At 42.8% G+C, this 24,586-nt stretch carries 27 protein-coding genes; 18 read left to right on the top strand and 9 right to left on the bottom strand.

Annotated elements, in window-relative coordinates; all coding sequences use genetic code 11:
• Window positions 1–126: 126 nt before the first annotated feature.
• From AWH66_RS08770 to AWH66_RS08745, 6 genes are all read left to right on the top strand, one after another.
• Complete coding sequence (locus AWH66_RS08770; RefSeq protein ID WP_006070179.1) at window positions 127–1,140, top strand: C-terminal binding protein; 1,014 nt, start codon at window positions 127–129, stop codon at window positions 1,138–1,140.
• A 2-nt stretch (window positions 1,141–1,142) separates the two neighbouring features.
• Window positions 1,143–1,796 carry a bifunctional 4-hydroxy-2-oxoglutarate aldolase/2-dehydro-3-deoxy-phosphogluconate aldolase gene (locus AWH66_RS08765; RefSeq protein WP_063604724.1) on the top strand — a complete coding sequence of 218 codons (654 nt, stop codon included), beginning with the start codon at window positions 1,143–1,145 and terminating at the stop codon, window positions 1,794–1,796.
• 2 nt (window positions 1,797–1,798) lie between these two features.
• Window positions 1,799–2,485, top strand: a complete 687-nt coding sequence (locus tag AWH66_RS08760) for an RraA family protein (protein WP_006070181.1) — start codon at window positions 1,799–1,801, stop codon at window positions 2,483–2,485.
• Window positions 2,486–2,535: 50 nt separating this feature from the next.
• Complete coding sequence (locus AWH66_RS08755) at window positions 2,536–3,516, top strand: 2-dehydro-3-deoxygalactonokinase (RefSeq protein ID WP_063604723.1); 981 nt, start codon at window positions 2,536–2,538, stop codon at window positions 3,514–3,516.
• A 76-nt stretch (window positions 3,517–3,592) separates the two neighbouring features.
• Entirely contained in the window at window positions 3,593–4,585 is a 993-nt protein-coding gene (locus tag AWH66_RS08750) for a zinc-binding dehydrogenase (protein WP_063604722.1), read from the top strand.
• An 11-nt stretch (window positions 4,586–4,596) separates the two neighbouring features.
• Window positions 4,597–5,457 (top strand): DMT family transporter, encoded by an 861-nt coding sequence (locus tag AWH66_RS08745; protein WP_063604721.1) that lies wholly within the window; start codon window positions 4,597–4,599, stop codon window positions 5,455–5,457.
• Window positions 5,458–5,517: 60 nt separating this feature from the next.
• Here the strand turns inward: AWH66_RS08745 and AWH66_RS08740 are convergent, their stop codons facing one another.
• The 3 genes from AWH66_RS08740 to AWH66_RS08730 are packed head-to-tail and all read right to left on the bottom strand — an operon-like array spanning window position 5,518 to window position 9,036.
• The gene (locus AWH66_RS08740; protein ID WP_063604720.1) at window positions 5,518–6,699 is read right to left on the bottom strand and encodes a lactonase family protein; all 1,182 of its coding nucleotides are present in this window, start codon (window positions 6,697–6,699) and stop codon (window positions 5,518–5,520) included.
• Window positions 6,700–6,757: 58 nt separating this feature from the next.
• On the bottom strand, window positions 6,758–8,185 hold the full coding sequence (locus tag AWH66_RS08735; protein WP_063604719.1) for a sugar porter family MFS transporter: 1,428 nt from the start codon (window positions 8,183–8,185) through the stop codon (window positions 6,758–6,760).
• 32 nt (window positions 8,186–8,217) lie between these two features.
• Window positions 8,218–9,036: an NAD-dependent epimerase/dehydratase family protein gene (locus tag AWH66_RS08730; protein WP_063604718.1), complete on the bottom strand. Its 819-nt coding sequence runs from the start codon at window positions 9,034–9,036 to the stop codon at window positions 8,218–8,220.
• 447 nt (window positions 9,037–9,483) lie between these two features.
• Between AWH66_RS08730 and AWH66_RS08725 the strand changes: the two genes are divergently transcribed.
• The gene (locus AWH66_RS08725) at window positions 9,484–9,894 is read left to right on the top strand and encodes a VF530 family protein (RefSeq protein WP_062461879.1); all 411 of its coding nucleotides are present in this window, start codon (window positions 9,484–9,486) and stop codon (window positions 9,892–9,894) included.
• An 87-nt stretch (window positions 9,895–9,981) separates the two neighbouring features.
• Here the strand turns inward: AWH66_RS08725 and AWH66_RS08720 are convergent, their stop codons facing one another.
• Window positions 9,982–10,965 carry an arginine deiminase-related protein gene (locus tag AWH66_RS08720; RefSeq protein WP_063604717.1) on the bottom strand — a complete coding sequence of 328 codons (984 nt, stop codon included), beginning with the start codon at window positions 10,963–10,965 and terminating at the stop codon, window positions 9,982–9,984.
• Between the two features lie 470 nt (window positions 10,966–11,435).
• Between AWH66_RS08720 and AWH66_RS08715 the strand changes: the two genes are divergently transcribed.
• The gene (locus tag AWH66_RS08715) at window positions 11,436–13,277 is read left to right on the top strand and encodes an ABC transporter ATP-binding protein (RefSeq protein ID WP_063604716.1); all 1,842 of its coding nucleotides are present in this window, start codon (window positions 11,436–11,438) and stop codon (window positions 13,275–13,277) included.
• Window positions 13,278–13,381: 104 nt separating this feature from the next.
• Here AWH66_RS08715 and AWH66_RS08710 read toward each other — a convergent pair whose 3' ends face one another.
• The 5 genes from AWH66_RS08710 to AWH66_RS08695 form a co-directional block, all read right to left on the bottom strand.
• Complete coding sequence (locus AWH66_RS08710; RefSeq protein WP_063604715.1) at window positions 13,382–14,410, bottom strand: phage integrase; 1,029 nt, start codon at window positions 14,408–14,410, stop codon at window positions 13,382–13,384.
• 83 nt (window positions 14,411–14,493) lie between these two features.
• Complete coding sequence (locus AWH66_RS25890; RefSeq protein ID WP_167360935.1) at window positions 14,494–14,658, bottom strand: hypothetical protein; 165 nt, start codon at window positions 14,656–14,658, stop codon at window positions 14,494–14,496.
• Window positions 14,659–14,776: 118 nt separating this feature from the next.
• Window positions 14,777–16,315: a hypothetical protein gene (locus AWH66_RS08705; protein WP_063604714.1), complete on the bottom strand. Its 1,539-nt coding sequence runs from the start codon at window positions 16,313–16,315 to the stop codon at window positions 14,777–14,779.
• Between the two features lie 2 nt (window positions 16,316–16,317).
• The gene (locus AWH66_RS08700; RefSeq protein WP_063604713.1) at window positions 16,318–17,352 is read right to left on the bottom strand and encodes a nucleoid-associated protein; all 1,035 of its coding nucleotides are present in this window, start codon (window positions 17,350–17,352) and stop codon (window positions 16,318–16,320) included.
• 78 nt (window positions 17,353–17,430) lie between these two features.
• Complete coding sequence (locus AWH66_RS08695) at window positions 17,431–18,138, bottom strand: helix-turn-helix domain-containing protein (protein ID WP_083399984.1); 708 nt, start codon at window positions 18,136–18,138, stop codon at window positions 17,431–17,433.
• A 141-nt stretch (window positions 18,139–18,279) separates the two neighbouring features.
• Between AWH66_RS08695 and AWH66_RS08690 the strand changes: the two genes are divergently transcribed.
• The 10 genes from AWH66_RS08690 (at window position 18,280) to AWH66_RS08645 (ending at window position 24,533) form a co-directional block, all read left to right on the top strand.
• A complete protein-coding gene (locus AWH66_RS08690) occupies window positions 18,280–18,462 on the top strand; it encodes a Cro/CI family transcriptional regulator (RefSeq protein WP_071487846.1) in 183 nt (60 codons plus the stop codon).
• Window positions 18,463–18,473: 11 nt separating this feature from the next.
• Window positions 18,474–18,689, top strand: a complete 216-nt coding sequence (locus tag AWH66_RS08685) for a hypothetical protein (RefSeq protein ID WP_083399983.1) — start codon at window positions 18,474–18,476, stop codon at window positions 18,687–18,689.
• 33 nt (window positions 18,690–18,722) lie between these two features.
• Entirely contained in the window at window positions 18,723–19,268 is a 546-nt protein-coding gene (locus AWH66_RS08680) for a phage regulatory CII family protein (RefSeq protein ID WP_063604712.1), read from the top strand.
• Window positions 19,269–19,288: 20 nt separating this feature from the next.
• On the top strand, window positions 19,289–19,705 hold the full coding sequence (locus tag AWH66_RS08675) for a hypothetical protein (RefSeq protein ID WP_063604711.1): 417 nt from the start codon (window positions 19,289–19,291) through the stop codon (window positions 19,703–19,705).
• A gap of 2 nt (window positions 19,706–19,707) precedes the next feature.
• Window positions 19,708–20,112, top strand: a complete 405-nt coding sequence (locus AWH66_RS08670) for a hypothetical protein (protein WP_063604710.1) — start codon at window positions 19,708–19,710, stop codon at window positions 20,110–20,112.
• Window positions 20,112–20,339 (top strand): hypothetical protein, encoded by a 228-nt coding sequence (locus tag AWH66_RS08665; protein ID WP_063604709.1) that lies wholly within the window; start codon window positions 20,112–20,114, stop codon window positions 20,337–20,339. The genes AWH66_RS08670 and AWH66_RS08665 overlap by 1 nt, the downstream gene beginning before the upstream one ends.
• Before the next feature lie 25 nt (window positions 20,340–20,364).
• Window positions 20,365–20,661: a hypothetical protein gene (locus AWH66_RS08660; protein WP_063604708.1), complete on the top strand. Its 297-nt coding sequence runs from the start codon at window positions 20,365–20,367 to the stop codon at window positions 20,659–20,661.
• On the top strand, window positions 20,662–22,626 hold the full coding sequence (locus AWH66_RS08655; RefSeq protein WP_063604707.1) for a replication endonuclease: 1,965 nt from the start codon (window positions 20,662–20,664) through the stop codon (window positions 22,624–22,626).
• Window positions 22,627–22,637: 11 nt separating this feature from the next.
• Window positions 22,638–22,874: an ogr/Delta-like zinc finger family protein gene (locus AWH66_RS08650; RefSeq protein WP_063604706.1), complete on the top strand. Its 237-nt coding sequence runs from the start codon at window positions 22,638–22,640 to the stop codon at window positions 22,872–22,874.
• A gap of 93 nt (window positions 22,875–22,967) precedes the next feature.
• Window positions 22,968–24,533 carry a hypothetical protein gene (locus AWH66_RS08645; RefSeq protein WP_063604705.1) on the top strand — a complete coding sequence of 522 codons (1,566 nt, stop codon included), beginning with the start codon at window positions 22,968–22,970 and terminating at the stop codon, window positions 24,531–24,533.
• Window positions 24,534–24,586 lie beyond the last annotated feature (53 nt).

The raw sequence follows: 24,586 nt of genomic DNA, 5'->3' as shown, positions 1-24,586 counted from the left end.
TATACCGTCAAATATCGAGTTTCTTGTGATTGATCACAGTTTGAAAACATCAGAATTCCGATCTTAAAATTCAACTGATATGTTAGATCTCAGATATCAAATATTACAACAAAGAGGTGATGTGACATGACTGCTGAGACCAAATTCAAAGTCTATGTATCCGACTATGACTATCCAGATCTGGAGATTGAGCGCAGTGTTTTGGAACCAATTGGCGCAGAAGTTATCGGCCTAAAATGTAAAACCGGTATTGGACTTGGTGAGTTAGCTAAAGACGCTGACGCTATTTTGCAGCAATATGCCAAAATCCCTCGCACCACTATTGAGCAGCTAGACAACTGTAAGATCATCTGTCGTTACGGTATTGGCGTGGATATTTTGGATGTAGAAGCGTGTTATGACCACGGCATCAAAGTATCTAACGTCCCAGACTACTGTATTGATGAAGTCGCTGATCACTCAATTTCACTAGGCTTGACACTGTTTAGACGCATTCCTGCCTACAACAAATTCACCCATGAGGGCCAATGGCACTGGGATATCGACGGCTTAGTTCCTAAACGTTTTCGCTCTTCTACATGGGGTTTGATTGGCTTTGGTCGCATTGCCCAAAACATCGCCAAAAAGATGACTGCATTGGGTTTCAAAGTTATCTCTTTTGATCCTTATGTATCAGGTTCTTATATGAACACCTTTGGCGTAGAGAAAGTCGATCTTGATACTCTGATCAGTACGTCTGACGTCGTTAATGTGATGTGTCCACATACACCAGAAACCGACCGCTTAATCAATGAAGATCGTCTACGTCAAATGAAGTCGAATGCCGTACTTGTTAATGGTGCCCGCGGGAAAGTTGTTGATAACAAAGCACTTTACAAAGCACTTGTTGAAGGTTGGATAGCGTCTGCCGGTCTTGATGATCCAGAAGAAGAGCCTGCGAAACTCGATAATTGGAACCCTAATGACAACCCAATTTTTGGTTTAGACAACTGTATTGTGACACCACATGTTGCTTATGTTTCACAAGAAGCTTTCCAAGAATGTCGTCGCATTGCCGCAGAAAACGCGAAAGCCGTCTTATTAGGTGGTGAGCCTCTCGATCCAGTAGCGCGTGTCAAAACACCAATTTCGGAACAGTAATCATGAGACAAACAACTATTGCCGCCATTGAAGAGCATCAGGTGTTTGCCATTGTTCGTGGTCTTGACCTGGACAATGTTCGCCCAACGATGGAAGCACTTTACAGCGGCGGAATTCGTTTAGTCGAAGTGACATTTGACCGAAAAAACGGTGACGAAAATACGTTGGCAGCACTCGATATTCTCGCCAGCGAGTTTCAAGACAAACTGATTTTCGGGGCAGGCACCGTCACTACGGTGGAGCAAGTCAAAGCTGTCAAAGCCCTGGGTGGACAATTTATCGTTTCCCCAGACTTTAATGCCGACGTCATTAAAGCAACTCGCGAATGCGACATGGTGTCTTTACCCGGCGTCATGACACCAACCGAAGCCGTACAAGCCAATGAAGCTGGTGCTGACTTTATCAAGCTGTTTCCAGGTGGTTTGTTAGGACCTGAATATCTAGCTGCATTAAGTGCCCCCCTGTCGGATCTTAAATTTATTGCTGTTGGTGGTGTTGATGCAGACAACATCCCAGACTTCGCTAAAGCCGGCGCAGTTGGGTTTGGTATTGGCTCTAACTTGGTCAACAACACTCTCGTTGCAAACAACGAATTTGAAAAAATCTACCAAAATGCTTGTCGTTTTAAGCAAGCGATTGAATCTATTAGGAAGTAAAAATGGAATACGCAAAAAAAATCATTAACCCTCGTCCAGAAGTAAACGAAGAGCTCATCGCAAAGTGTGCAGAAATGACTGATGTTTTGAGCGTAAGTGCGGTCTTTAGTGATGCGTTTAAACGCGATGGTGTTATGGATCACGAGATCAAATTCCGTTCATCAAACAAGCCATTTATTGGTACTGCACTTACTGTAAAACTTAAGCCAGGCGACATCGTTGATTGTCTTCCAATCTTCGACATTGCTAAACCGGGCGATGTGGTTGTTATAGACGCAAACGGCACACCAAATACCTCAATCTGGGGTGGCTTAATGTCTGGCCTAGCTCGCGCTGCAGGTGTTGTCGGTGCAGTTGTTGACGGTTCTGTTCGTGATACTGATGAGTCAAAAGTGCTAGGTTTCCCAATCGCATCTCGCTCTGTATCACCGCGCGCAGCACACTCAGCAGAGACCGGCCGCACTGAACCAATCGAAATCAACGTACCAGTTGTTGCTGGTGGCCAAATTGTTAAACCTGGTGACCTAGTGGTTGCAGATGAGCTAGGTGTAACCGTAGTTCCTTACGAATTTGTAGAAGAAGTTTATCCAGCAGCTAAACAGCTTGCTGAAAATGAAAAGAAAGTGCGTGAAGAGATTCTTAACGGTGCAACAGTAGAGCAGCTTCTAGCTAAGTTTGGCCGCATCTAAACAATGATAGAGGCCCATTGAAAAATGGGTCTCTTCAGAGGGATATTCCATTGATCATTACAATAGATACTGGCACTACCAATACTCGCGTAGCGCTATTTGATGGTAAACAACGCGTTGATCTGGTTAAGGCGAATATCGGTGTTCGTAATACCAGTATCGACGGCAATAATCAGCAATTGATTAGTATTATTGCCAATGCTATTAGTCAGCTGAAAAAGACTCACTCTCTGCAAGATTCGGACATAGAAGCCATACTAGCCGCTGGGATGATTACCTCTAACTTAGGTCTATACGAGGTTCCACATCTTGTCGCTCCAGTTTCTCTCGAGAGCTTTGCCAACAACATCAAATCGGTTGTGATTCCAGAAGTTTCAGCTTTGCCAATCCACTTTATACCAGGCGTGAAAAACCTCGATACTGAAAACCTTCAGTCTGTTGTTGGTTTGGATATCATGCGAGGTGAAGAAGTTGAAGCACTAGCGATTGTTGATTTGTTTAACATTGAACAGGACGCCATAATTGCTCTCCCTGGTTCACACTCAAAGTTTGTTGCGGTTGATTCTAAGCAGACAATTAGAGGGTGCTGCACCACGCTTGCTGGTGAATTAAATGCCATCGTGACGCACCACACCATTCTTACCAACTCATTGGAAGACCGTTTTTCTGATACGTTGTGCAACGAGTCTCTATTAGAAGGTTATCAATCGGCTGACCGTTATGGTCTTGGTCACGCTCTGTTTATGATTCGACTTCAGGAACAATTCGGTGGCAAACAGCATGAGCAGCTCGCCAGCTTCCTAATCGGTGTGATACTACATTCTGACATAAAGGCTCTAAGCTCCGCTCCACAACTGCACTTTAACTCAGAAACTCCAGTGTACATTGGTGGCTCAGGATTGCTCTGCGAAGCGACCGCTACGCTACTTAATTACCAATTCCCTGATAACTCTGTGACTCGCTGTGAAGATGTTCATGATTTGTCAGCTATTGGCTCTATTTATGTCGCCCAGAAGGCGAACCTTATTTAGTCACTCACCCCAAGTGACCTTTCTGGAGCTTTCGACCCCAATCGAAAGCTCCTTTATTGTTTTTGGAGACCACAACATGAAAGCTCTGACCTATCAGCCTTCCATCGATAAGTTTCAGATTCAGGATTTGTCTATTCCTACTCCTAATACTCACCAAGTCTTGGTAAAAGTTCTTGCTTGCAGCTTAAATCCCGTCGATACCAAAATTGTAAACTGGCACACATTGGTGAATGACATGAAAGACGATTTTGTTGTAGGTCTTGATGTCGTTGGTGAAATCGTCACTATCGGCGAGCAAGTCGACAACTGGAAAGCTGGGGACAAAGTGCTATTTCACGGCAATATGTTTAGCCAGCATGGTGGCTTAGCCGAGTTTTGCTTACAAGACAATCGTACATTAACACGACTACCGAATGTTCCTATTGCCATGGCTGCCTCCACACCTTGTGCAGGTTGGACTGCGTGGCGCGCGTTGTTCGACAAACTGAAGATAAAAAACCGTAACTCAATATTCATTGCTGGCGGTTCTGGTGGCGTGGGTAGCTTTGCTATTCAAATTGCCAAGCATTTTGGGCTTGAGACAATCATCACGACCTGCTCTGGTCGCAATATTGATTACGTTAGAAGCCTCGGCGCTACTCATATCATCGATTACCAAGCACAAGATGTGGTTAAAGAAATCATGGCAATAACTCATGGTTCTGGCGTTAATATCGCCCTTGATTGTGTGGGTGGCAAATCTGAGTTTTATTGTGCGGAGGCACTGGAATTTGACGGCGAGATGGTAGAGCTTGTCGGAACAGCAGACCTAAACCAATATCGACAAGCCAAAGCAAGAGGTATAGGAGTTCATCAACTGAGTCTGGGCGCTGGCTACAATAATGGCATCAAAGGCCGGAACTCAATTTTAAAGGCGGGAGAGTCATTCAACCTATTGCTCAATCAAAACGCGATTAAACCTCCTCACATTCAAACCATCGATCTTGAACAAGCAGCTCAAGCGCTAATGGAAATGAGAAAGCAGAGGACGGTTGGCAAAATTGTTGTCATGTTCCCAGAGGCTGAATAAGGAGAAAAGCTATGGTGCGTTCTGTCAGGGGAGAATGGTATCTACTTATCGCTACTCTTTTTGCTGCTGTTGGCTGGGTCGCGTCAAAATATGTTTTACAAGAGATGGCCAGCAGCGCCTTTATCGCGGGACGCTTTTTTATTGCTAGTGGGCTATTGCTGCCTTTTTGTTGGAAGGAACTAAAACATCTCTCGATGACATTGGCTCTGAAGCTGAGCGCTATCGGTATCTTGCTAGCGTTATCGATACACGTTTGGGTCTACGCTGTCAGCATCACCAAGAGCCTCTCCGAAGGAGCATTTATCATGAGCTTGGCGATGATTATTGCTCCACTCACGCGCTGGGTGTTATTCCGACAACGTCCCAACCGAGCATTCTGGCTTTCCTTACCTATCGCTATAGTAGGCATGGTCTTTCTCACCCTGACAAATGGTTGGAGGATCGATATCAGTCAGGGGTACTTTTTGCTTTCCTCCTGCCTTTTGTCCGTTCATTTTGTCTTAAACAAACGCGCCAGCAGTGCCGCTTCCCCATTATCTTCTATTTGTTTGCAAATGTGGGTGGTAGGAATGAGTGGTTTGCTACTTTATCTCATTCATGGTGCGCCTTCCCTGCTTTACTCTGATAATACTTGGGTTTGGTTCGCAATCGCGACTTTTGTCGCAACTGCATTGAGATATTTAACTCAGACTGTAGGTCAGCACTCAGCCAATATTGAAGTCGCAGCACTAATTATGATCTTGGAGCCTATATGGACACTGATCATGAGCGTAACCTTACTAGGTGAATCACTAAGTGGCTACAAATTGCTCGGTAGTGGATTAGTCGTATTGTCCTTGTATCTTTATATTCGTCTATCTAGGCGGGGGTAGAGTGCGTTTTAGGAAGCAAGTAAAAGCATTCAAAACCGTTTCTTTTGAATGCTTTTATTTTTATCGATTAATGAACACAAAGTCTGTCGGTACTGGGCAATGTATTATTTGAGAGTTTTGTTGTAACTTTCCATTTCGTTTGTCGATCTTAAACCGAGCAATCGTGTCAGAGTTTTGGTTACCCACAACCACATAATTTCCATCAGGTTCTATTGATAAGCCTCTTGGAATACAACCTTCTGTCGAAACCCAGTCGATTGCCGTCACCTTGCCAGATTCACCACACACAGCATATACCACGATGCTGTTCATTCCGCGGTTAGTGGCATAGATATAACTCCCATCATCATTAATACAAATTGCTCCTCCAGTATTACCTCCCACGGGAACTTTGCCTGGATTGGTTGGGTCAAATATCGGTCGTTGAAAGTCGGTATCTGCCGGTAGCAAAGACGCTGATTGTTTCCAAACCATACTCCCAGTAGCTTCATTAACGATGAAGACATCTAATGTTGACGACAGCTCATTGAGTACAAAAGCAAACTGACCACTAGGATGATTTACCATATGGCGAGGTCCACTACCAGAAGCCACTTGTGTTGAAGCTTGAGCGATGGGAGACAGCACCCTATCTTCTTGCTGTATTGACCATGTGTAAATTTTATCACTCCCTAAATCGACGCCAAATAAGAACTTTCCGGAAGGATGAGCCGTCATCATATGTGGATGTGATGCTGATTGACGATTAGGGTCGGCACCTATTTTGTCCAACGTAATCATGACTTCATCGACTAGTAAACCGATTGAACCGTCTTGCTCAATTTTATGAGCAATAAAGTTTCCAGTTCCATAATTGGCACTCACTAAATAGCGGCAACAAGGCGTAACCTCGCAATGACAAGGCCAATTACCATTGGTAGATTGCGTGTTCAAAAAGGTTAATAAACCGGTGTGAGCGTCTATTCGATATGCACTAACTCGACCTTCCATCTTCCTATCATCCACGCCCAGCTCATTGACACAATATAGGATGGACTGATCGCTATTACATGAGAGATAAGATGGATTGGCCGATTCCATGACTTGAATAAGTTCGTGGTTACCGCTGTCGTCAATCTCATACACTGATATGCCCTTTGCTGTACTAACCGTGTCTGAACCGGGTGCAGAATGAGGGTAAGTATAGCTAGCTACATACATATACTTCTTGTGTGTCGACGGACTTTTATGAGCATCAATCATTCAATATTCCTTTTACAACATCACCTAAGCGAAGAAACTTCGCTTAGGTGAAAGGTCTTTATGCTTTCGCTGAACTTAGTTCGCTCTGCTCTTCTTCGTTCGACTGCGCTTTCCAGTGCTGCTCAATCTCTTCAAGCGACATTCCTTTGGTTTCTGGCATCACCTTGAGTACAAAAAAGATCTGCGGTACCAAAATTAGAGCAAAGAAAATGAAAATTGCACCAACTGGGATGATTTCTCGAAGCATCGGGAAGAACTGGTTCAAGAATGCTTGGCACACCCAAATAGTGATAGTGGCAATGGCGACAGCTCGGCCACGCACTTTAGTTGGAAAGATCTCGTTCATGATAACGAACTTGATAGGTCCCATTGAGAAGGCGAAGAAGGCCACAAATGCACACATCAAGAATACAAGAGCAAAGCCCGTGTCATAGTTATTCAAGAACAGAATACCAATCGCTGTATGAGCCAAAATCACGCCAACAGTACCTGTAAGAAGCAGCTTTTTACGACCGGAAATATCCATAAGCCAAAGCGCCACTACGGTAAAGAGCACATTCACGATGCCGATGATAGCAAAGCCGCCTAACGAATCACCCAGTGAAAGTCCTGCTTTTTCAAGAATGGTAGGCCCATAAAAGAACACAACTGTGATCCCACTCATTTCAGAGAAGATTGATAATGCAACGGCAATCGTGAGTGCCGTTTTATAACCGCCCTTAAATAAATCAGAGAACTTACCCGTTTCTTCCGAGATAACCTCTTTAATTTCACTGATCTGCTTTGATGCCCATTGCTTTCCAGCCACTCGTGAAATGATCTGTTTTGCTTTATCTTCTTGGCCGTTACTAATCAGCCAACGAGGTGACTCTGGGATTAATAAACAAAGTAGTACAAAGAAAATGCCCGGGATACCTTCCGCCAAGAACATTCCACGCCAAGGCTCTGAACCGAACAACCAGCCTAAGGTACCTTCTAACTTTCCGCTTGCGATAAGAGAGTCTGACCAGTTCTTAATCGCTGCGTTAGAGAAGAGTGATATCATTATCCCAACAGTGATAGCGAACTGGAACAAAGTAACCATTCTACCCCTTACATTGGCTGGAGAGATTTCAGCAATGTAGAGAGGTGACACCAGCGTTGCAACGCCCACGCCAAAGCCACCAATTAATCGATAAAAGATTAACGAGTTAGCATCGGAGGCAAACGTACAGCCCATCGCTGAAATGAATAGCACTAACGCGGCCAAAAATAAGTTGTTTTTCCTACCAAAACGGTCACTGAGTTTCCCTGCAACCGCCGTCCCTGCAATAGCGCCAACTACCGCACTACTAACGGAAAAGCCTTCTTGCCATGGCAAAAATCCGAATTGAGCTTTTACCAGACTTATCGTCCCTGAGATAACAATTAAGTCAAACCCAAAGAAGAATCCACCTAAGGCAGATACTAAACAGATAAACCAGAGGTAGTGATTACTCCCACTCATATTTTTTCATTCCTTTTGTTTGTTATTTTTAATTAAAAGCTTGGTTTGTTTACCCATTTCCCTAGAGATGGAATGAGCCGTTGTCCTAGCCAAGCAATGCACTCTTTAATTCTTATCGTTATAGGTAATTCAGCTGTTGCACTGTCCTGAGGTTGGTAACCGATCTGTTGAGCCGAACTTTCAAGACACCATTTCATGCCTTTGTTGTTTGACATCAGGTTAACAACGACATGACCTTCAACTTCGGCAAAAAGCGAGCGCTCCATTCCATGCAGATAGTCTCGGTCACTCAGCCACATTAGTTGCCCCCAACGCCCCATTTCCATGTGCGCACCAGGCTGGTTATCATGAGTCCATTGAGTCCAGCCAATTCTCGCGCTGACCACACTCATGTCATATTGCTCACTAAAGAAATTCCCCATACGCTCACCAACTAATTTGGTTACACCATAAGGGTTTACAGGATTAGGTAAGATGTCAGGTGTAAGGCGAGCATCGATAAATCGATAGCCACCTACAACCCAATTGGAACTGGCAAATACAAAACGTTTCACGCCATGTTTTGCAGCTGCTTGAAAAACATTGATAGTCGCATCGATATTATTAGGAATTGCAGAGTCCCAATTACATTGATTATCTCGGTCTGCAGCTAAATGGACTACACCATAACAATCTGCAAAGACATCCACCCAAGCGTCATCATATTGGGTAATGTCACCAACAATAATTTGGGGGTTATCACTTGGTCTTATATCAAGACCCCACACATCCAGTTGATCGTTTTGCGATAAGTACTCATATAGCTTGTTTCCCAGATGACCTGTCGCACCTGTTATCACAATTTTTTTCATACATTCACTCTATATTAAACTCATTAACATTTCGCAAACTAATATATCAGATGTTAGATATGATATTTCGATCGAGGTCATGTTTAGAAAAAAGCAGTCTAATAACCCAAATTGGCTCACTAATAAGAAACAATAAATTACAGAAAATTGACTTAGTAGCCATTAAATCTAAATGGATTTACTAGATAGAGTGATATGTAATTCAGAATAGAGGAGTAGCAGGATACGAACCTTAAACAAAGCTTGACCGAATTAAAAATCTAAATCGCCGTTCTATAAAGAAAGCGGATACTTTATAAAAATGTTGCAAATTTAACCGGAAATTAAAGGGATATTTTATTTAGGTCAATTAAAGCTACTTTGTTAGACTTCGCGCTTTATTTCCCTTGAGTAATGTATGCTCATAAGCATCGTCTTACTAATCACCGACTGATGTAAGGACTTTTCATGATGACAGATGAAGAAAGAATCGAACTCCAACAAAATAACCCATTACATGGCCTTAAATTAGAAACAATGTTGCAAGAGCTAGTCGACTTTTATGGGTGGGACATTCTTGATACAGCGATGCGCTTTAACTGCTTTCATACTAACCCGTCGATTGCTAGCAGTGTGAAATATCTCAAGAAGACCGAGTGGGCACGAGAAAAGTTAGAGAACTTCTATCTGTATCGTTTTAAGCGTATGCCTCGTGCCTCTGCTGAAGAGTACGATTTACCGCCACGTGCGCGCACTTTTCCTCATGGATTAGAACCTAAAGAACCAATGGCACTGACGGTTGATTCTATTTTGAAGTCTCAAGCTAAAGCTGCCTCTGCTTTCAAAAACCGCTCATCTCGTGGACGTCATTCTCGCTAATAAGCACATTCATAAACTATGAATAGACAACAGCCGCAACCTTTTTAAGGGCGCGGCTGTTATGATAATAAATAGCAAGAAAATTGCTTACAGAGACTTCACTCGTGTTGGTAGAAACACTTCTCCCAACATACATCTCACGCTACCTCCACCAATGTTCTCAATGGTAGAAACATCAAAAGGAAGCAGTTTTCCGTGGGTAGACAATTGCTGTTTTTGTGCGGGACTGAACGCATCGAATGCGGATTTAGACATCGCGATCACCTTGTCACCATTAACCGTTTCAAGTTGCAAAATATTGCCGCAAAACTGATTAACTTGCTCAAGTGTAATATCAATCACCTGCTTTGTGTTTGCCAAAGACTTCACTACAAATCGACGTTCGTATTCAGGGATCACTTCTGAGCAAATCACCGCAAAGTGCTCACCAACTGCCATCATCACATTGGTGTGGTAGATCGGTTGCCCAGATGGCAGCGCCGTTTGAAATGATACGACGCGATGATAACCAATGCGCTTGGCGTAGTCTTCGAGTGCTTCACGCTCACATCGTTGAGAGAGTGCCGCATAAATCGTTTTGTTAACATGATCTTTTACCATCACACCCGTGCTCTCCAAAAAAGCACCTTGCTCGATGTAATTGGTCAACGAGTCCACAGCGACTACTTTTCTTCCCGCAGCTCCAAGACTATCAATCAGCGCCTGTGGCCTCACTTCTTGTTGCCGATTCTTACAAGCCATAGGGAAGGTATAGAAGGCACCTTCATGGGTGGTGCTAAACCAGTTGTTCGGAAAGACTGCATCAGGTGTTTCACTGGCATCCATAGGATAGTCAAACTCAACCACTTGAACGCCAGCGCGGCGCAAGCCAGAGACCATCGCTTTAAACTCAGACATTGCATTTTGCTTTACAGAATCGGCATCAAGAGAAACTTGGTGTTGAAATTCATTATCGGCTGCCGTCTGTGCATTAAAACCAAACTCTTTCGGCGGTACCATCACCACACAATTGGCATTTTGAACTGATCGACTAAGATGCGTCGGCTCAGCTGTTTCGATACTAACTGTCATTCCATGATTCATAGAGGGTCCACTTAACTACTTTTGCGTGCAACAATCTTTAAATTGTAAATAATGTGTTAAATATTAATTTACTGAATACGTGTTTTTTTCGTTTTCCCTCCACCGTTAATTACTGGATATTTTAAAAAATACAGTAATAATCACTGCCACCTATATTGTAAACCTAACTTCATCAGCGGAGTAAGGTAACGGTAAGGTGAGAGTCACAGCCAATATTCTGCGGTTAAATTGCTACAATTGTTGAGCAGTTTGATTAAAGGTTATACACTGTTTCATATCTGAATTTTCAGATTTCTTTCTCTTGTTCTAACCCGCGAAATGGATCTTTCGCCATGTAAAATTACATTATAAATTCGCTCTTACTATTACTCTTATCCTCGGATTGGAGGATTTTTTGTCTCTTCTCGAAAGCTCGAATTAACGTTGAAACACGGGCTTTCTAACGATTTAGGTGAATCATGTTTAAGCGCTTTGAAAATTTCACAGAAGCTTTTCCAAAGCAAGAACCCGATCAGCCGCCTGAGGGCATTTTTGCGTTTTGTCGACACTACACGCGTGGCTTTGAAAAACCATTACTGCTTATGGCGCTGCTCAGCACGACAGTGGCTATTATCGAGGTTGCCCTTTTTGGATTTATGGGTGAGCTTGTTGACTGGCTGACGTCGAGTAATCCTGAAACCTTTATGGATGAAAACGGCGCAACACTAATGTGGTTGGGCTTGGTGATATTGTTTGTAATGCCTGCGTTAATCTTGGTGTATTCATTAATTACGCACCAAACCTTGCTCGGCAACTACCCAATGTCCATCCGATGGCAAGCACACCGTTACTTACTCAAGCAAAGCTTATCGTTTTACCAAGATGACTTTGCTGGGCGCGTCGCTACTAAGGTGATGCAAACGGCACTTGCTGTTCGTGAAACTGTCATGAAGACGGCGGACGTATTTATTTATGTTTCCGTTTACTTTACTTCCATGTTGGTGATTTTGGCGCAAGCCGATTTACGTCTGATGTTACCTATGCTGTTCTGGCTTTTTGCGTATATTGGTATCCAAATTTACTTTGTACCAAAGCTCAAAAAAGTGGCTTCAGAACAAGCCGATGCGCGCTCTTTAATGACAGGTCGTATCGTTGATAGCTACACCAATATCTCTACCGTTAAACTGTTTTCACACAGCCGTCGCGAAACTGAGTATGCGGAAGAAGGCATGGAAGGCTTCCTAGACACCGTCCATCGACAGATGCGTCTAGTCACGGGTTTTGATGTTGCCGTTCAACTGGCAAACTACATTCTGCTGTTTTCAATTGCCGCTATCTCCATTTCTCTATGGATGGACAGCGCCATTACCGTGGGTTCTATTGCGATCGCCATCAGTTTAGCACTGCGTATTAACGGGATGTCGATGTGGATCATGTGGGAAGTAGGTGCGTTGTTTGAAAACATGGGTACGGTCGTTGACGGTATTAAAACCCTATCAAAACCTATCGCTATCCAGGACGAGCCTAATGCCAAACCAATTAAGGTCGATCAAGGCGGTATTGAGTTCGATGATGTCAGTTTTCACTACGGTGAGAACAAAGGCGTCATCAGCAATTTAAACCTTAATATTAAACCGGGTGAGAAAGTCGGCTTAGTCGGTCGCTCCGGCGCAGGTAAATCCACCTTAGTGAACTTGCTACTTCGTTTTCACGATGTTGAGGGTGGCAGTATTCGTATTGATGGACAACCCATTGATAAAGTTACCCAAGATTCACTGCGCAGCAAGATCGGCATGGTGACGCAAGATACGTCGCTGTTACACCGCTCAATTCGAGACAACATCTTATATGGTAAGCCTGATGCCAGCGAAGAAGAGCTCTTGGCTGCAACTCGACAAGCTCATGCACATGAGTTCATTGATACCTTAACCGACCCGTTTGGCAACGCAGGTTACGATGCTCAAGTAGGTGAACGTGGCGTAAAATTATCTGGTGGTCAAAGACAACGTATTGCTATTTCGCGCGTACTATTGAAAAACGCACCGATTCTTATTTTGGACGAAGCTACATCAGCACTCGATTCCGAAGTAGAAGCGGCCATTCAGGAAAGCCTCAATGAGTTAATGGAAGGGAAAACGGTTATCGCCATTGCGCACCGACTCTCTACTATTGCCGCGATGGATCGCTTGATTGTTCTAGATAAAGGTGAAGTCATTGAAGAAGGCTCGCACCAAGAGCTTATTAACCACGGCGGCATTTACGCGCAACTATGGGCTCACCAAACTGGTGGTTTTATCGGAGAAGACGCAGAAACCGCATAAATATCTGATTTATATAAAATCTAGTTGAAGCTAACAATGGCGACAAGCTGACTATAACCGAGTAAAACCGAGGTTAATTGACGGTTGTCGCCATTTTGTCGCCATTAATTTTCGAGTGGATTGAGCTGAACAGCTTGCATGAGATGGTCAGGAGAAAAGTGCGCATAAGCCATCGTTTGTTCAATTTTACTATGGCCTAGAATCCTTTGAAGAACTAAAATATCCCCTCCGTTCATCATAAAATAGCTTGCAAAAGTATGCCTTAAAATATGTGTAGCTTGTCCACTAGGAACATGATCAGGTAGAGCACGTTTCACGCACTCCCACGCCGCATAATAACGAACATCAAACAAAGCATGCTCACTAACTGCAACACTCAATAATTCATTATACAAAGAAGTTGAAATCGGCACTGAGCGATTCTTCTTGCCCTTCGTTTCAGTGAAGAACAATTTCTTTCGGCTAACTTGAGAACATTTTAACCTTAACGCTTCCCCAATTCGGGCTCCAGTTGCTAAGCAGATTTTACAAGCTACATATATTTGTTCTGCTGAAGGGCTATTATCGTTCCGAACACGCTCAAGAAATGGCTTAATCTGCTCTTTGGTCAAGTAAGCTAACTCTCGCTCACTGCTAGCCACTTGTTCAATACCAGTAAGTGGGTTTGGCATATCCCAGTGACCGTACTTGATGAGCTTGTTGAACATCGCTCTTAGGGTTTTGAGCTCAATATTGTGGGTGGTAGCAGATATAACAATATCAGGCCTTGTTGGATGATGGCTCACACGATTGGCACGATAATAAAGGTAGTCGTTCGCCGTAAACAGTCGGGCCAATGGATTGCCAAGCATCTTGACCGTTTTTTCCATAACAGCATAGGAGTTCTTACCTGTTTTCACGGTATGCCCGTGGACTTGCCACCAAGTATCAAGCAAGTCTTGTAAACGGCGGCTATCTGTCTTCCTGCCTAACCAAGGTTTATCATCCACCTCTTTCATGGTGAACAACTCAAAAGACTTGGCTTCTCCTTTAGTAGCAAACTTTTTACGAACACGCTTACCATCCCTTCCTTGAGGATAGCATTCACATAGCCACGGCTTTTTCGAGCCGTCTTTTAAGTTTCGAATAGACATAAAAAACCACAAGCAACTGTATAAATAAACAGTATCGCTTTATAGTTAATTTATCAATGTTCAACTTTGTATTGAATGTACAACTAAGCCCCAAAATCATCACTGAACGCGTGCTCTAAATTCAGGTGGTCACGCCACCATCTGGCTTCTTCCATATCCATGCCTGTTTCATGAATAAAAGCTACCCAATTCACTGGGTCGTTAAGATGCTCTCTGAAAAGCTCCTTTAGCACTGAATGTAATAACACTCTCATCTCCTGCAAACTAGATTGATTACAGCATAAAAGAGCTTTTTAAACAGGGAGTATGATTTTAGTATGACGTGTTGCGAGTGATATAAAAAAGGAACCATTAACTCCTTATGACTTATCCACTGATATTCATGGCATAACAGCTGGCAATTATAAGTGTGGTTGAGATAACAAATAGAACACTGATCCAAATCCAAATGTAAAAAGTTCGTCTACCTGATATAAATACGTCATTTTTCTTAAAGTACTCATCATCGCTAAGAATGTTCTTCATATCTTCTGTCGTTAGTACATTTTCATAAGTCTTCTTAGACTGATCATACATCTCTTTGAACCTAGCCTGATCTTGAAACGATTCAAACAGAGCCAAACCAAATAAAGCAGAAAAAATAATCAATGCAAAAACTATCATCGAAACAAACAATGGAGACCCAATGAAGGCAAACAGATCAGAATAGCTATGAATGTCTCCACCTTTTGAAAAAATTCTAAATAAGATTGTTGAAATCGCGAATGTTGCTAAGCCAAAAACGCCAGTTTTAATCGAGTTTGCAACTTTTTCCGCAACGTCACCGGCTTTCTGAGTTGTTGCTTGAATTTGATCAGCTAGCTTGCTGGTAGCGTCAATGTAGCTCTTCACATCATCTTTCTGCGAAAGAATGAAGCTTGAGTATGCTGATGCTAAAACAGACTCATCTACACTTAGCAAATCTTCTACATGCAAAGGAATAACGTTACGTGTGACGCCAAGTTTATCCACTGAGTTTCCAGCATATACCCACTTAAACAGCACCCAAAGATAACTTGAATCACTATTAACTAAAGCGTCAAAGTCAAGACATGCAGAAATATCTTTCAGCCCCTTGAGTTGATACTCAATAGATTCATTATTAATTGAGGTTAAATTAGCTAAAAAACTTATTAAATATGCATTTAGCAAACCATTATAAATGTCAGAAAGGACCTTAAAACCCCTAGGTTTATTCCCTAGAAACTTAAAATGCCCCGGGGAAAATGGCCACTCAGATGCATTTGAAAAATGAGCTAAAGTTCCGCGAATGCGCTTTGCTTCATCTGAACTAGTTTTATTAAATTTGGGGTCAAATGAATCAACTGAGAATTGATTCTTAGGAACAAAGTAGAAAAACTCTGTATGAGACAAATACTCAAAGTCCCCTAAAAAAGCCACTCCTCGGGTATCTGTCTCACCATAACGAGCCACGATCTCGCTATGAACTTGAACTAAAGACTTCCCTTCTAAATACGACGACAGTGACTCGACGGAATAAACTTGGTCAACTAATACCCCAGGTTTCGGTTCAGCTGTCGACTTATAAATAGATAGAGAAACTGAAAGCTCCTCTTCACCATCTAGCCCTTCAATCTCATTTCGGAGGTCAGTGAAACGTTGTTGAAGAATATCTTCTGATGTTGTATTCGAAAACTCTATAGATTCATCGAAATCATAGAAGACTTTTAACGTAAATCGGTTCTGATGCTCTCGGTACTTCTGGAGAAAATTAGCCAACGAATCAACATCACCCTCTACCAAGTTAGCTAATTTACAAAATGCAGAGAAGTGAGTAAAAGACTCCTTCATAGTCTCCCACTCTTGAACTTGTGTCGCCCAAATACTTCTCACGTCATCCAACATTTTTATTCTTTGTCCTCAATGTCTTGATCAACCTTGAAATGTTCATAGCCTTCATCAGAGTAGATGATTACACCTTTGCGGCCATGTTGTTCAAAAGGAAGGATAGTTTCATCCAAGTTGTCGATACCATCTTTTAAATTCAAATCAATCTTATCCGTCAAGCTGATGACCGTTTTTCTCTTTGCCTTCACATCAGTCATATCAATCTGGAAGTGCGGGTCAAAAGCATTTTTTCCTTTCTTCTTAGCAGGTAGCTGTCTTAGATCATCAGCGAAATTTCTTGCTAAAAAGCGCTTATCTAGTGCCTTGTGTTGACCAAAAACAGTATCTATAAGTTCACCATAAACCACTGTTTTTCCTTGATTGTTTCTTAGGTAAGTAATGAGATGATTTCGCAAAGCGGTATAATCTGATTTAAAACCATCTCGCTTGACTTTCTTAAGTGCACCATCAATCGCGCTAAATGCATTGGCAGTATTTACATTATCAGCTCTTACTGGATATACATCCAGAAATTTTATCCAAAATGCGTTTGCTCGTGAAACAAGCATACTTGCTGGCTTACCTGCCTCAAAGCGAATCAGTGCCGTGTTCAGGGCTTTTTTCTCAGTAGGTAGACCATATTGATGTTCAAAGTCTACAACGTTGGCGAACTCCTCTTGCTCCATTTTGACTAGAACAAGAATATCGACGTTTGCTTCAGGAGGTTTACAGTGGATAAGTAGTAAGCTACCAGGTGTAACCTTTTTATCTAGGTGCTCAATGCGCTTCTGCGAAGCTTGCTGAGAATCTAAAAGTGTGGCTGAAAACTCCTCGCACATTACCTGCCAATGAGGGGGGTGATCTAAGTACTTAAGGAACTCCTGTTCAACCAATGAACCTTCATTGAAAATGAACTCTTGGGTATTATTATTACTTTGTGTGTGATTTACTGCTAACTTCGTGAATTCTTGGAAATTCGCACTTGAGTTATCATCGCCAACAAATTTTTTGTACTCACCTTTCTCAATGAACAGGTGATAACAGCTAGTATTCATATATTTCATTAACTATCAGCCCATAACTATAATTAAAACCATCAATAAAAAAGGCACCCCGTAGGATGCCTTCGCTTTCTATATCACCGCCTTCATGACGGTAGTAACAACCTTGCCAATCACCGCAAACTCTTGGAGCTTGTCCTCATTCACAATAAATGGTTCATATTCTTCTTTGTTGTCTGATATGACTTCATAGCCTTCGGCCATGATGTCGTACTTCAGACGTTTGATGTAAACATGTTTACCGATACGAACGACATACACCCCATGCTTCACTGGGTGCTCTAACTCTCGAATATCTACAAGAACCTCATCGCTGTCGCTCAAAGTGTTTTCCATTGAATCACCGTGGCAGATAATGATTCTGGCCGTTTCTTCTGTTAAACCAAAACGCTTTAACCATTCACAAGGGAGGAACTCAGTACGAAGTTGAAACTCAGCATCGTTCAGTGTGCCAAAACCGCAGGACGCGTAGACGTTATAGACAGGGACAGCACACATCTTTTCGATTTGAGATAAGTTTCTAACCGACTTTACGTTTGAAATCTCAGTGACATTATCAGGCACATTAGAGATAGCCTCCGGTGAACCATGTCCACTCAAAATCCACTTTGCGTCACATTTTAAGACTTTAGCCAACAAAAATAGACTCTCACCTTTTGGAAAAGCGTCTCCTTTTTCCCACTTAGAAACAGCTTGCTTGGATACCCTTGCACCCTTTGCAACATCAAGCTGTGTAAGGCCTAACTCTTTCCGTCGCTCTAATATTCGTTGGCTTTTCATGCGAAATATCTTCAATTAAATCAGTCAACCAAAGCTTACTATCTCATAGTAAAGGTCAACTTTAAGTGACACAACTATTGACTAATTAAGTTGACAAAGCCTATTATTAAGTCAACCAAAGACAACTAAAGGGGACTCAATGTGGAGACTAGAGACGCTATAGAACACTTCGGTACAGCTGTCGCGCTGGCAAAAAGCTTGGGTATTACAAGGCAGTCGATTTCTAGGTGGGGTGAAAAGGTACCACCACGCCGAGCATTTGAAATAGAACGACTTACTGACGGTAAGTTAAAAGCAGATTTCACTCCGCCTACATTGGCTTAGAGGTGGACACTATGAACCAACCACTAATGACCACCATCACTTGCCCATATGTCACGGTAGCGCACTACTGCACTTTAACCGGCTTGGCAGAAGGCACTGTAAAGCAGTTTATTGATGAAGGTCGCATCATCATCAAACCCAAGGCCAAACCTAGAGAAAAAACGCTGATCAATATGGTGGCGATGACGGAAATGGCTGCTCGTGAAGCTATGGAACAGCTCGGCTAACTCAATCCTTACGCGTTGTAGAGAGTATCTGATATGGAAGCAAACCAAACAATGTACGTCTTTTTGGCGGATGTACAACATGAGTACAACGAGGCATGCAGCTTGTTTCGCCAACGTCACCGCAATGAGCTAACAGAGATAGCCAACGCATGCGGATTACGGGCAAACATGCTACGCAATAAGCTAAATACCGAGCAACCACATGTTCTTTCCTTACCAGAGATGATGGCAATTTCTAAAACCACGAACGATTACGTGATTTTAGAAGTTGTGCTGCGCAAGCTTGATCTAGTTACCGCTCATATTCCACGAAGTATCGAGGCTGAAAGCTTCATTAAACGAGCTCTAAACAACTCAATTCTCGCAGGAGAGCTTTCACAACTGGCACTTGATAACGCTGGCAACAGAACGCTCCCTCGCACCACAAAAAGCTCAATTATCGAAACAGCACAGGCAAGCATTAGCAACCTAATGCTACTTATCAATAACCTAGAAAGCCGCACTGGCAGCGCCCAACCATTCTTTGCTATGGGTGTCGATTTCATCGCTAGCGGTGCGCCTTTACCGGGTCTTTCTTAACTATCTACAGGGGTGTAGTTATGGGAAACAATTCAAACTATCTAGAGCAAATACTGACTAGCTCTTTTGAGCAAATCACTGATCGTTTTAATGCAAGTAGTGAAGAGAAGCAATACAAGATTCTTATCCAACTTGACGCTATTGCCAAGAAACAAACGTTAGTCGAAACACACCGACCTCAAGCCGAAGTGCTCTCAGACATTCGAGAAGCGATGCAAGGCGATCGTGCTCGCGTGTTCTTCTCGCATTCGTTCGTTAGTTGGTATCGCTCTGGTCAAAGTGAAAAAGCAAAAACTCAACTGCACCACTGGTCGCAGCTCGATATGAGTAATCGCCACCTATACCTAGAAATGTTAGGGCTACGCGACTTGGGTCGTTGGGATGATGAAGCGTTATACCAATTCGAGCAGTACTGCTTAGAAGTTATCGGGGGTTAGGCATGAGCAATGTAATTACTGTCTTTCGCCATGAGCTTGAACACGGCCTACGTAATGAAGGTTTTACTACTCGCAAGATTGAGCAGTTTGTGCGCATCTTCAATGCTGTTAAATCTAGTCAAGGCGACATGCTTGAGCTGGATTCAACACGCGCAATGCTTGTAAACGTAAATGGTACTGAGCAGGGTTTATGCCTTTCTGACTTCATTACTGCTTGGTGGGTTTATTGGGTTGTCGTTTTTAATCAGTCAACCGATGCTGCAACTCATCATCAAGCCCTAGGCGCTATTCGTGCTCTTTTCTTTGTTTCCGCCAGTGTTCGTGACACTAGCCAAAAGACCACTATGCAGATTTGGTGGCGCGACTGTGAGCCTATTCATGGTTACCCAACTTTGGAGGCTGGTTAATGAAATATTTCGCCCTTCGTTTATTCGGTGATGGCGCTATGAAGCGCCACGCTAAAACGTTTGAGCCTGAAGTCACTGAATTGGGTGATTTTGAGAACCTTGACGATGCAGTCAAGCAAGCTTGCGCTCAACTGGAGTGCAATCACTTGCTGCGTGGTGTTTTGAGCCAAGGTGAAGGCGCTGGCGGTTATTTGGTTTTAGATGCACATGAGCTAGAAGCTGTGTGAGAAACATAAGTACGCTGGAGGTTATATGTTTACTGATGATGTTAGCTACACACCTGCTATTTCTCCTTACACTGGAGAGGTCGCAACCGAACACCCAAGCTTTTTACCCTGTCCTGATATGGCAGGAATGGCAAAAGAACCACTAGATGACAACCAATGCCAGAGGGGGCTGTATTTATTGGAAAAGTTACGGAAGAAACACGGACTAAAACGCAGAGCACAGCCCGAACCAAAAGAGGTTCTTGAACCTAAAAGAGGCTGGCGCGAAAAGCTTAGAGTTTCTGCCAATCAACTCCCTGACAGAACCGTGGCAAAAAAGTAAATGAAACAGCATAGCGTCAATCTTAATAATCCACTTAATCGGCTCCCAAGCAACTTGCATCGGGAGCTGATGACGTATCTACAGAACAAGGATACTTACAGTAAGGTTTCGCACTTTGATCACGAGTCGCGTCAGTTCGTCTACAAAGATGAACCATCACCACGTGAACGTGTTTTCGAGTTTGCTTCGAGCACTGCTAACAAGCTCAAGTTGCCATTCGATATTCGTAACTATATTGATAAAGCGTCTGCAGCTCGGCTTAGGAAATACGGTTTTAAGCGTGCTATCAACTTTATCGAAAAGCGCAGCAGTGCGGTAGCTGCGGCATTTAGTGTCGTTCCTGAACCTTGGTGGAAGGTAGATAGTGAAATTAAGCGAGCTAAGTTAGCCATTGAGTTGGCAGGTCGATGCGGCAACCGTATTCGTCTTGCTGCTGAGAAAGGATTAACCCCTTTAGAGACCATCAAGTTCATTAATGAGTTTGTTGGAGCTTCTCTGTGGCTACCTCAGTTCGCTCATGTAGAAGATAACAACCAAGCTTACTCTATGATGGTACGCCTAATGGATGAAAGCTTCTGGCGCAGAGCCATTGGTCGAATTGTCGTTGCTGCGTTTGAAAATGCCCGACGTGCGGCAGGAATGGTTTCTCCACATACCTCACCTTATGCTTCGATCTCTGCATGTGAGTGGCTCACAATTCGACAAGATAGACAGCGTGAGTGGATAGAACTTATGGCTATCGAGTCAGAAAACGGCGATACCGTAGATCTACAAACTGTTGTTGATTCTTCACAAAGTAACCCTGCTAACCGCCGTCATGAGTTGATGACTCGTATTGCGGGATGTCAAGAGTATGCAGAAAGTAATAATCACATTGCTGTATTCATTACTTTGACCGCTCCTAGTCGCTTTCATCGCTTGAAGAAGCACGGAAAATATTGGATTGAGAACTCAAACTTTGACAGCAGTGCACCTAAAGACGCTCACGCATGGTTAAGCAAAGGATGGGAATTGTTTCGAGCTTGGGCAGACTACCGTAACCTAACTTACTACGGAATGAGAGTTGTTGAGCCTCACCAAGATGGAACACCGCACTGGCATGGGGTGTTTTTTATGCCACTAGAACAAGTCAAAGCTTTTATTGGTGGTCTACAAGCTTATCAATTTCGTGAGAAGCAAGACCTATTTTTTGAAGACGGTACGCCTAAAACCAAAGCAATGAAAGCTCGCTTTGATGCGAAATTTATTGATAAGGATTCTGGCGGTGCTGTTGCTTATCTAGCGAAATACATTTCCAAAAACGTAGACGGTCACGCCCTTGAAGGCTTGACTGATACCGACAACAAAAGAGCGAAACTACAAGACACTGTAAAGAACGTGACAGCTTGGTCACGGACTTTCTGTTTTCGTCAGTTTCAATTTCAGCGTACTCCACCTGTAACTATTTGGCGCGAACTTCGCCGCATTGATGAAGAGCAAGAGTTTTGTTTGTTCGAGAAAGCAAGAAGAGCAGCAGATAACGGTTTCTTTTCTGTTTACATGGATTATATGGGCGGTCACCGCTTAAGTGCTTCTATGCGTCCAATCAAGTTGCTCAAGAGAGAACGTGAAAACAAATACGGTGAGATTATCAAGGCTACAGACGGGCTTAAGGGCTCTGGTTTAGTGGTGTTTACCCGTGAGACAGAGTGGAAGTTAATTAAGAAAGCCTCCGACTTGTCGGAGGCTTCTGAAGGGAGCGGGAGCGACCGCCCTTGGTCCAGTGGCAATAACTGTAGAATTCCACTCAAAAGCCAAAAAATCATAGATAACTTCTTCTTGGAACAGGAACTAAACCGCTCCGATCCAGAGTGGGAGGAGTTCATAAACCGAGACACTTCCTCAAGTGGCCTAGTTCAAGCAATTGAAACCGACTCGTTACCTATACCTCGCAAGCAAGGTAAGTATGAGAGTGTAAGAGATTAAGGAGTAAGTCAGTGCTAATGCCATGCCCCAAGTGCGGTTGCAAAACCCGAATCGTTACCTCTCAAGAGATGACGAACGAAACACGAAAAGCCTATTGGCAATGTATGAACTTTAACTGCGGGGTTCGCTTTCACACACTAACGTCTGTTGAGGGGATTATTGATACAGTAGGCCAACCGCCTGATCCGAAATTGCAGCCCGAACTATGCAAGGGCGATGTGAACCAGATGAGTTTTTTCGAAAGTTGAACCTAAGTAACCATTAATATTTTATGCTCTTGTTTTTCTATCAGATTAGTAGTTACATTACTTATCGGTTTCCCGCTATATTCGATTTTTTATATGAGATCCTCACACAAAAGGCACGATTTCCCTGAGAGCGTGAAACGCTCCTTACGTGAACATGTCAACGGTTTCTGCTCAAATCCAGATTGTAGAGAACTAACTATATCTACAAAGGCCGATAGTAAATCCCTATTAAACATTGGCATAGCAGCACATATCTGTGCTGCATCTCCAGGAGGACCTCGTTATGATAACGAGCAATCAGAGGAATCTAGAAAGAGTTACGATAATGGTATTTGGCTATGTACCAAGTGTGCAACATTGATAGACAGAGATGAACACCGTTATCCTGTCAAAACACTAATAAGTTGGAAAGAGTCTGCCCATGCTTTTATAAGGGACAATATTGGAAAGGAATTAATTCCAAAAGAAGATATAGACTCAAGAGTAATGAGAAACACCCTTGAATTCATTAGTGGAAATAGCCGCTTGCTTAACGCATCTAAAGCAATCAAATTCATTGACGATCAACTCAACGCCCTAGACCCACGCTTTTCTGTACAGACTAGTATCGTTGACGGCAAAGAACTCCGTGAGATTTCTGCTAAAACTAATGATGCTAGCTTTGGTTTATCAATGCCATTTCATGAAGGACAGAACTTTCAAAAGCAGCTTGATAAGATGAGAAGCACTGGGGAACCCGTAACATTGGATTCTACCTCTTTCAACTTCACTGGTTCCAAATTATTTGAAACAATTGGGAATAACCTAAGCGAAGGTTCTCAGTTATCAATCGAGCCCGCGTCCACTAGGGTTAAAGTTGATCTTTATGCTGTCTCCAAGTCACAACAGGTGTATTTGGGGACTTTTAAAGGGAAATATATCACTTTAAAAGACGGCCTGAAATTTACAGCATTAGCGTTCAATCGACTTTTAGAAATTACGGCGTTCTACAACATAAATACGTCTTCAATGACATTCAACTACAACTTTGATAGTACAGTTTGGTACGGAAAAGACATCCAGAAACTGCCATTTTTCAATAAACTACTCTGGGCAAAAGACGTTCTACATGACGGAGGTGTTTTAAGTGTCGCCATTGAATTTGAAGAAGGGTATACAACAGACGTATTCTACTCAAGCCAATGCATCAATGAAAACCAACTAAAGCTTTTCTCAAACATAGCTAGCCTACTTCATGTAATTGAGTGTTATAGAAAAATCACTAAGAAATACTCTTTGAGCACGCCAATTTTCGGAGAGATAGAGGTAACGCCAAAGCAATATGAAGCAATTGACTTTATATCGAGTCTGCTCGAAGGTGAGGAAGTAGTGTTAGGCAAAGATGTCGCCACATTAGACTTCGATGTCCCATCAGAAGAATATAGAGAGGCAACATCAAACAAATGCGACAGTGATCTTGATGAACTTAGCTTTACACATGAAAACGTTATCCCCAACTTCTTCAATTCGGACTTTAGTTTTTTAGCGCTAAAGCGCACATTTATAGACATGTATATCGAAGCTAGCCCCAACGGTGACAAAACTGCACTTCACATTACGCCAACAGAAAGTTCAAGAAGTGTCACAAGTTTAGAAGTTATTAGAGACATGTCTAACTAAGTATTGCTTGGTAACGAGCTGTCTATAACGAACATAAACGATCTCTAACGATC

The sequence above is a fragment of the Vibrio barjaei genome (assembly GCF_001639065.2).
Classification (GTDB): Bacteria; Pseudomonadota; Gammaproteobacteria; order Enterobacterales; family Vibrionaceae; genus Vibrio; species Vibrio barjaei.
Note: the sequence above shows the minus strand (reverse complement) of the source record. Positions and strands in the feature narration are given on the sequence as shown.

What these genes read in the sequence shown, in the direction of transcription:
- AWH66_RS08675 (WP_063604711.1), top strand. Translation starts at nt 19,289, where the DNA reads ATGGGAAACAATTCAAACTATCTAGAGCAAATACTGACTAGCTCTTTT.
- AWH66_RS08655 (WP_063604707.1), top strand. Translation starts at nt 20,662, where the DNA reads ATGAAACAGCATAGCGTCAATCTTAATAATCCACTTAATCGGCTCCCA.
- AWH66_RS08670 (WP_063604710.1), top strand. Translation starts at nt 19,708, where the DNA reads ATGAGCAATGTAATTACTGTCTTTCGCCATGAGCTTGAACACGGCCTA.
- AWH66_RS08730 (WP_063604718.1), bottom strand. Translation starts at nt 9,036, where the DNA reads ATGAAAAAAATTGTGATAACAGGTGCGACAGGTCATCTGGGAAACAAG.
- AWH66_RS08645 (WP_063604705.1), top strand. Translation starts at nt 22,968, where the DNA reads ATGAGATCCTCACACAAAAGGCACGATTTCCCTGAGAGCGTGAAACGC.
- AWH66_RS08725 (WP_062461879.1), top strand. Translation starts at nt 9,484, where the DNA reads ATGATGACAGATGAAGAAAGAATCGAACTCCAACAAAATAACCCATTA.
- AWH66_RS08715 (WP_063604716.1), top strand. Translation starts at nt 11,436, where the DNA reads ATGTTTAAGCGCTTTGAAAATTTCACAGAAGCTTTTCCAAAGCAAGAA.
- AWH66_RS08740 (WP_063604720.1), bottom strand. Translation starts at nt 6,699, where the DNA reads ATGATTGATGCTCATAAAAGTCCGTCGACACACAAGAAGTATATGTAT.
- AWH66_RS08700 (WP_063604713.1), bottom strand. Translation starts at nt 17,352, where the DNA reads ATGAATACTAGCTGTTATCACCTGTTCATTGAGAAAGGTGAGTACAAA.
- AWH66_RS08745 (WP_063604721.1), top strand. Translation starts at nt 4,597, where the DNA reads ATGGTGCGTTCTGTCAGGGGAGAATGGTATCTACTTATCGCTACTCTT.
- AWH66_RS08720 (WP_063604717.1), bottom strand. Translation starts at nt 10,965, where the DNA reads ATGACAGTTAGTATCGAAACAGCTGAGCCGACGCATCTTAGTCGATCA.
- AWH66_RS08665 (WP_063604709.1), top strand. Translation starts at nt 20,112, where the DNA reads ATGAAATATTTCGCCCTTCGTTTATTCGGTGATGGCGCTATGAAGCGC.
- AWH66_RS08770 (WP_006070179.1), top strand. Translation starts at nt 127, where the DNA reads ATGACTGCTGAGACCAAATTCAAAGTCTATGTATCCGACTATGACTAT.
- AWH66_RS08695 (WP_083399984.1), bottom strand. Translation starts at nt 18,138, where the DNA reads ATGAAAAGCCAACGAATATTAGAGCGACGGAAAGAGTTAGGCCTTACA.
- AWH66_RS08710 (WP_063604715.1), bottom strand. Translation starts at nt 14,410, where the DNA reads ATGTCTATTCGAAACTTAAAAGACGGCTCGAAAAAGCCGTGGCTATGT.
- AWH66_RS08765 (WP_063604724.1), top strand. Translation starts at nt 1,143, where the DNA reads ATGAGACAAACAACTATTGCCGCCATTGAAGAGCATCAGGTGTTTGCC.
- AWH66_RS08685 (WP_083399983.1), top strand. Translation starts at nt 18,474, where the DNA reads ATGAACCAACCACTAATGACCACCATCACTTGCCCATATGTCACGGTA.
- AWH66_RS08750 (WP_063604722.1), top strand. Translation starts at nt 3,593, where the DNA reads ATGAAAGCTCTGACCTATCAGCCTTCCATCGATAAGTTTCAGATTCAG.
- AWH66_RS08705 (WP_063604714.1), bottom strand. Translation starts at nt 16,315, where the DNA reads ATGTTGGATGACGTGAGAAGTATTTGGGCGACACAAGTTCAAGAGTGG.
- AWH66_RS08680 (WP_063604712.1), top strand. Translation starts at nt 18,723, where the DNA reads ATGGAAGCAAACCAAACAATGTACGTCTTTTTGGCGGATGTACAACAT.
- AWH66_RS08660 (WP_063604708.1), top strand. Translation starts at nt 20,365, where the DNA reads ATGTTTACTGATGATGTTAGCTACACACCTGCTATTTCTCCTTACACT.
- AWH66_RS08735 (WP_063604719.1), bottom strand. Translation starts at nt 8,185, where the DNA reads ATGAGTGGGAGTAATCACTACCTCTGGTTTATCTGTTTAGTATCTGCC.
- AWH66_RS08760 (WP_006070181.1), top strand. Translation starts at nt 1,799, where the DNA reads ATGGAATACGCAAAAAAAATCATTAACCCTCGTCCAGAAGTAAACGAA.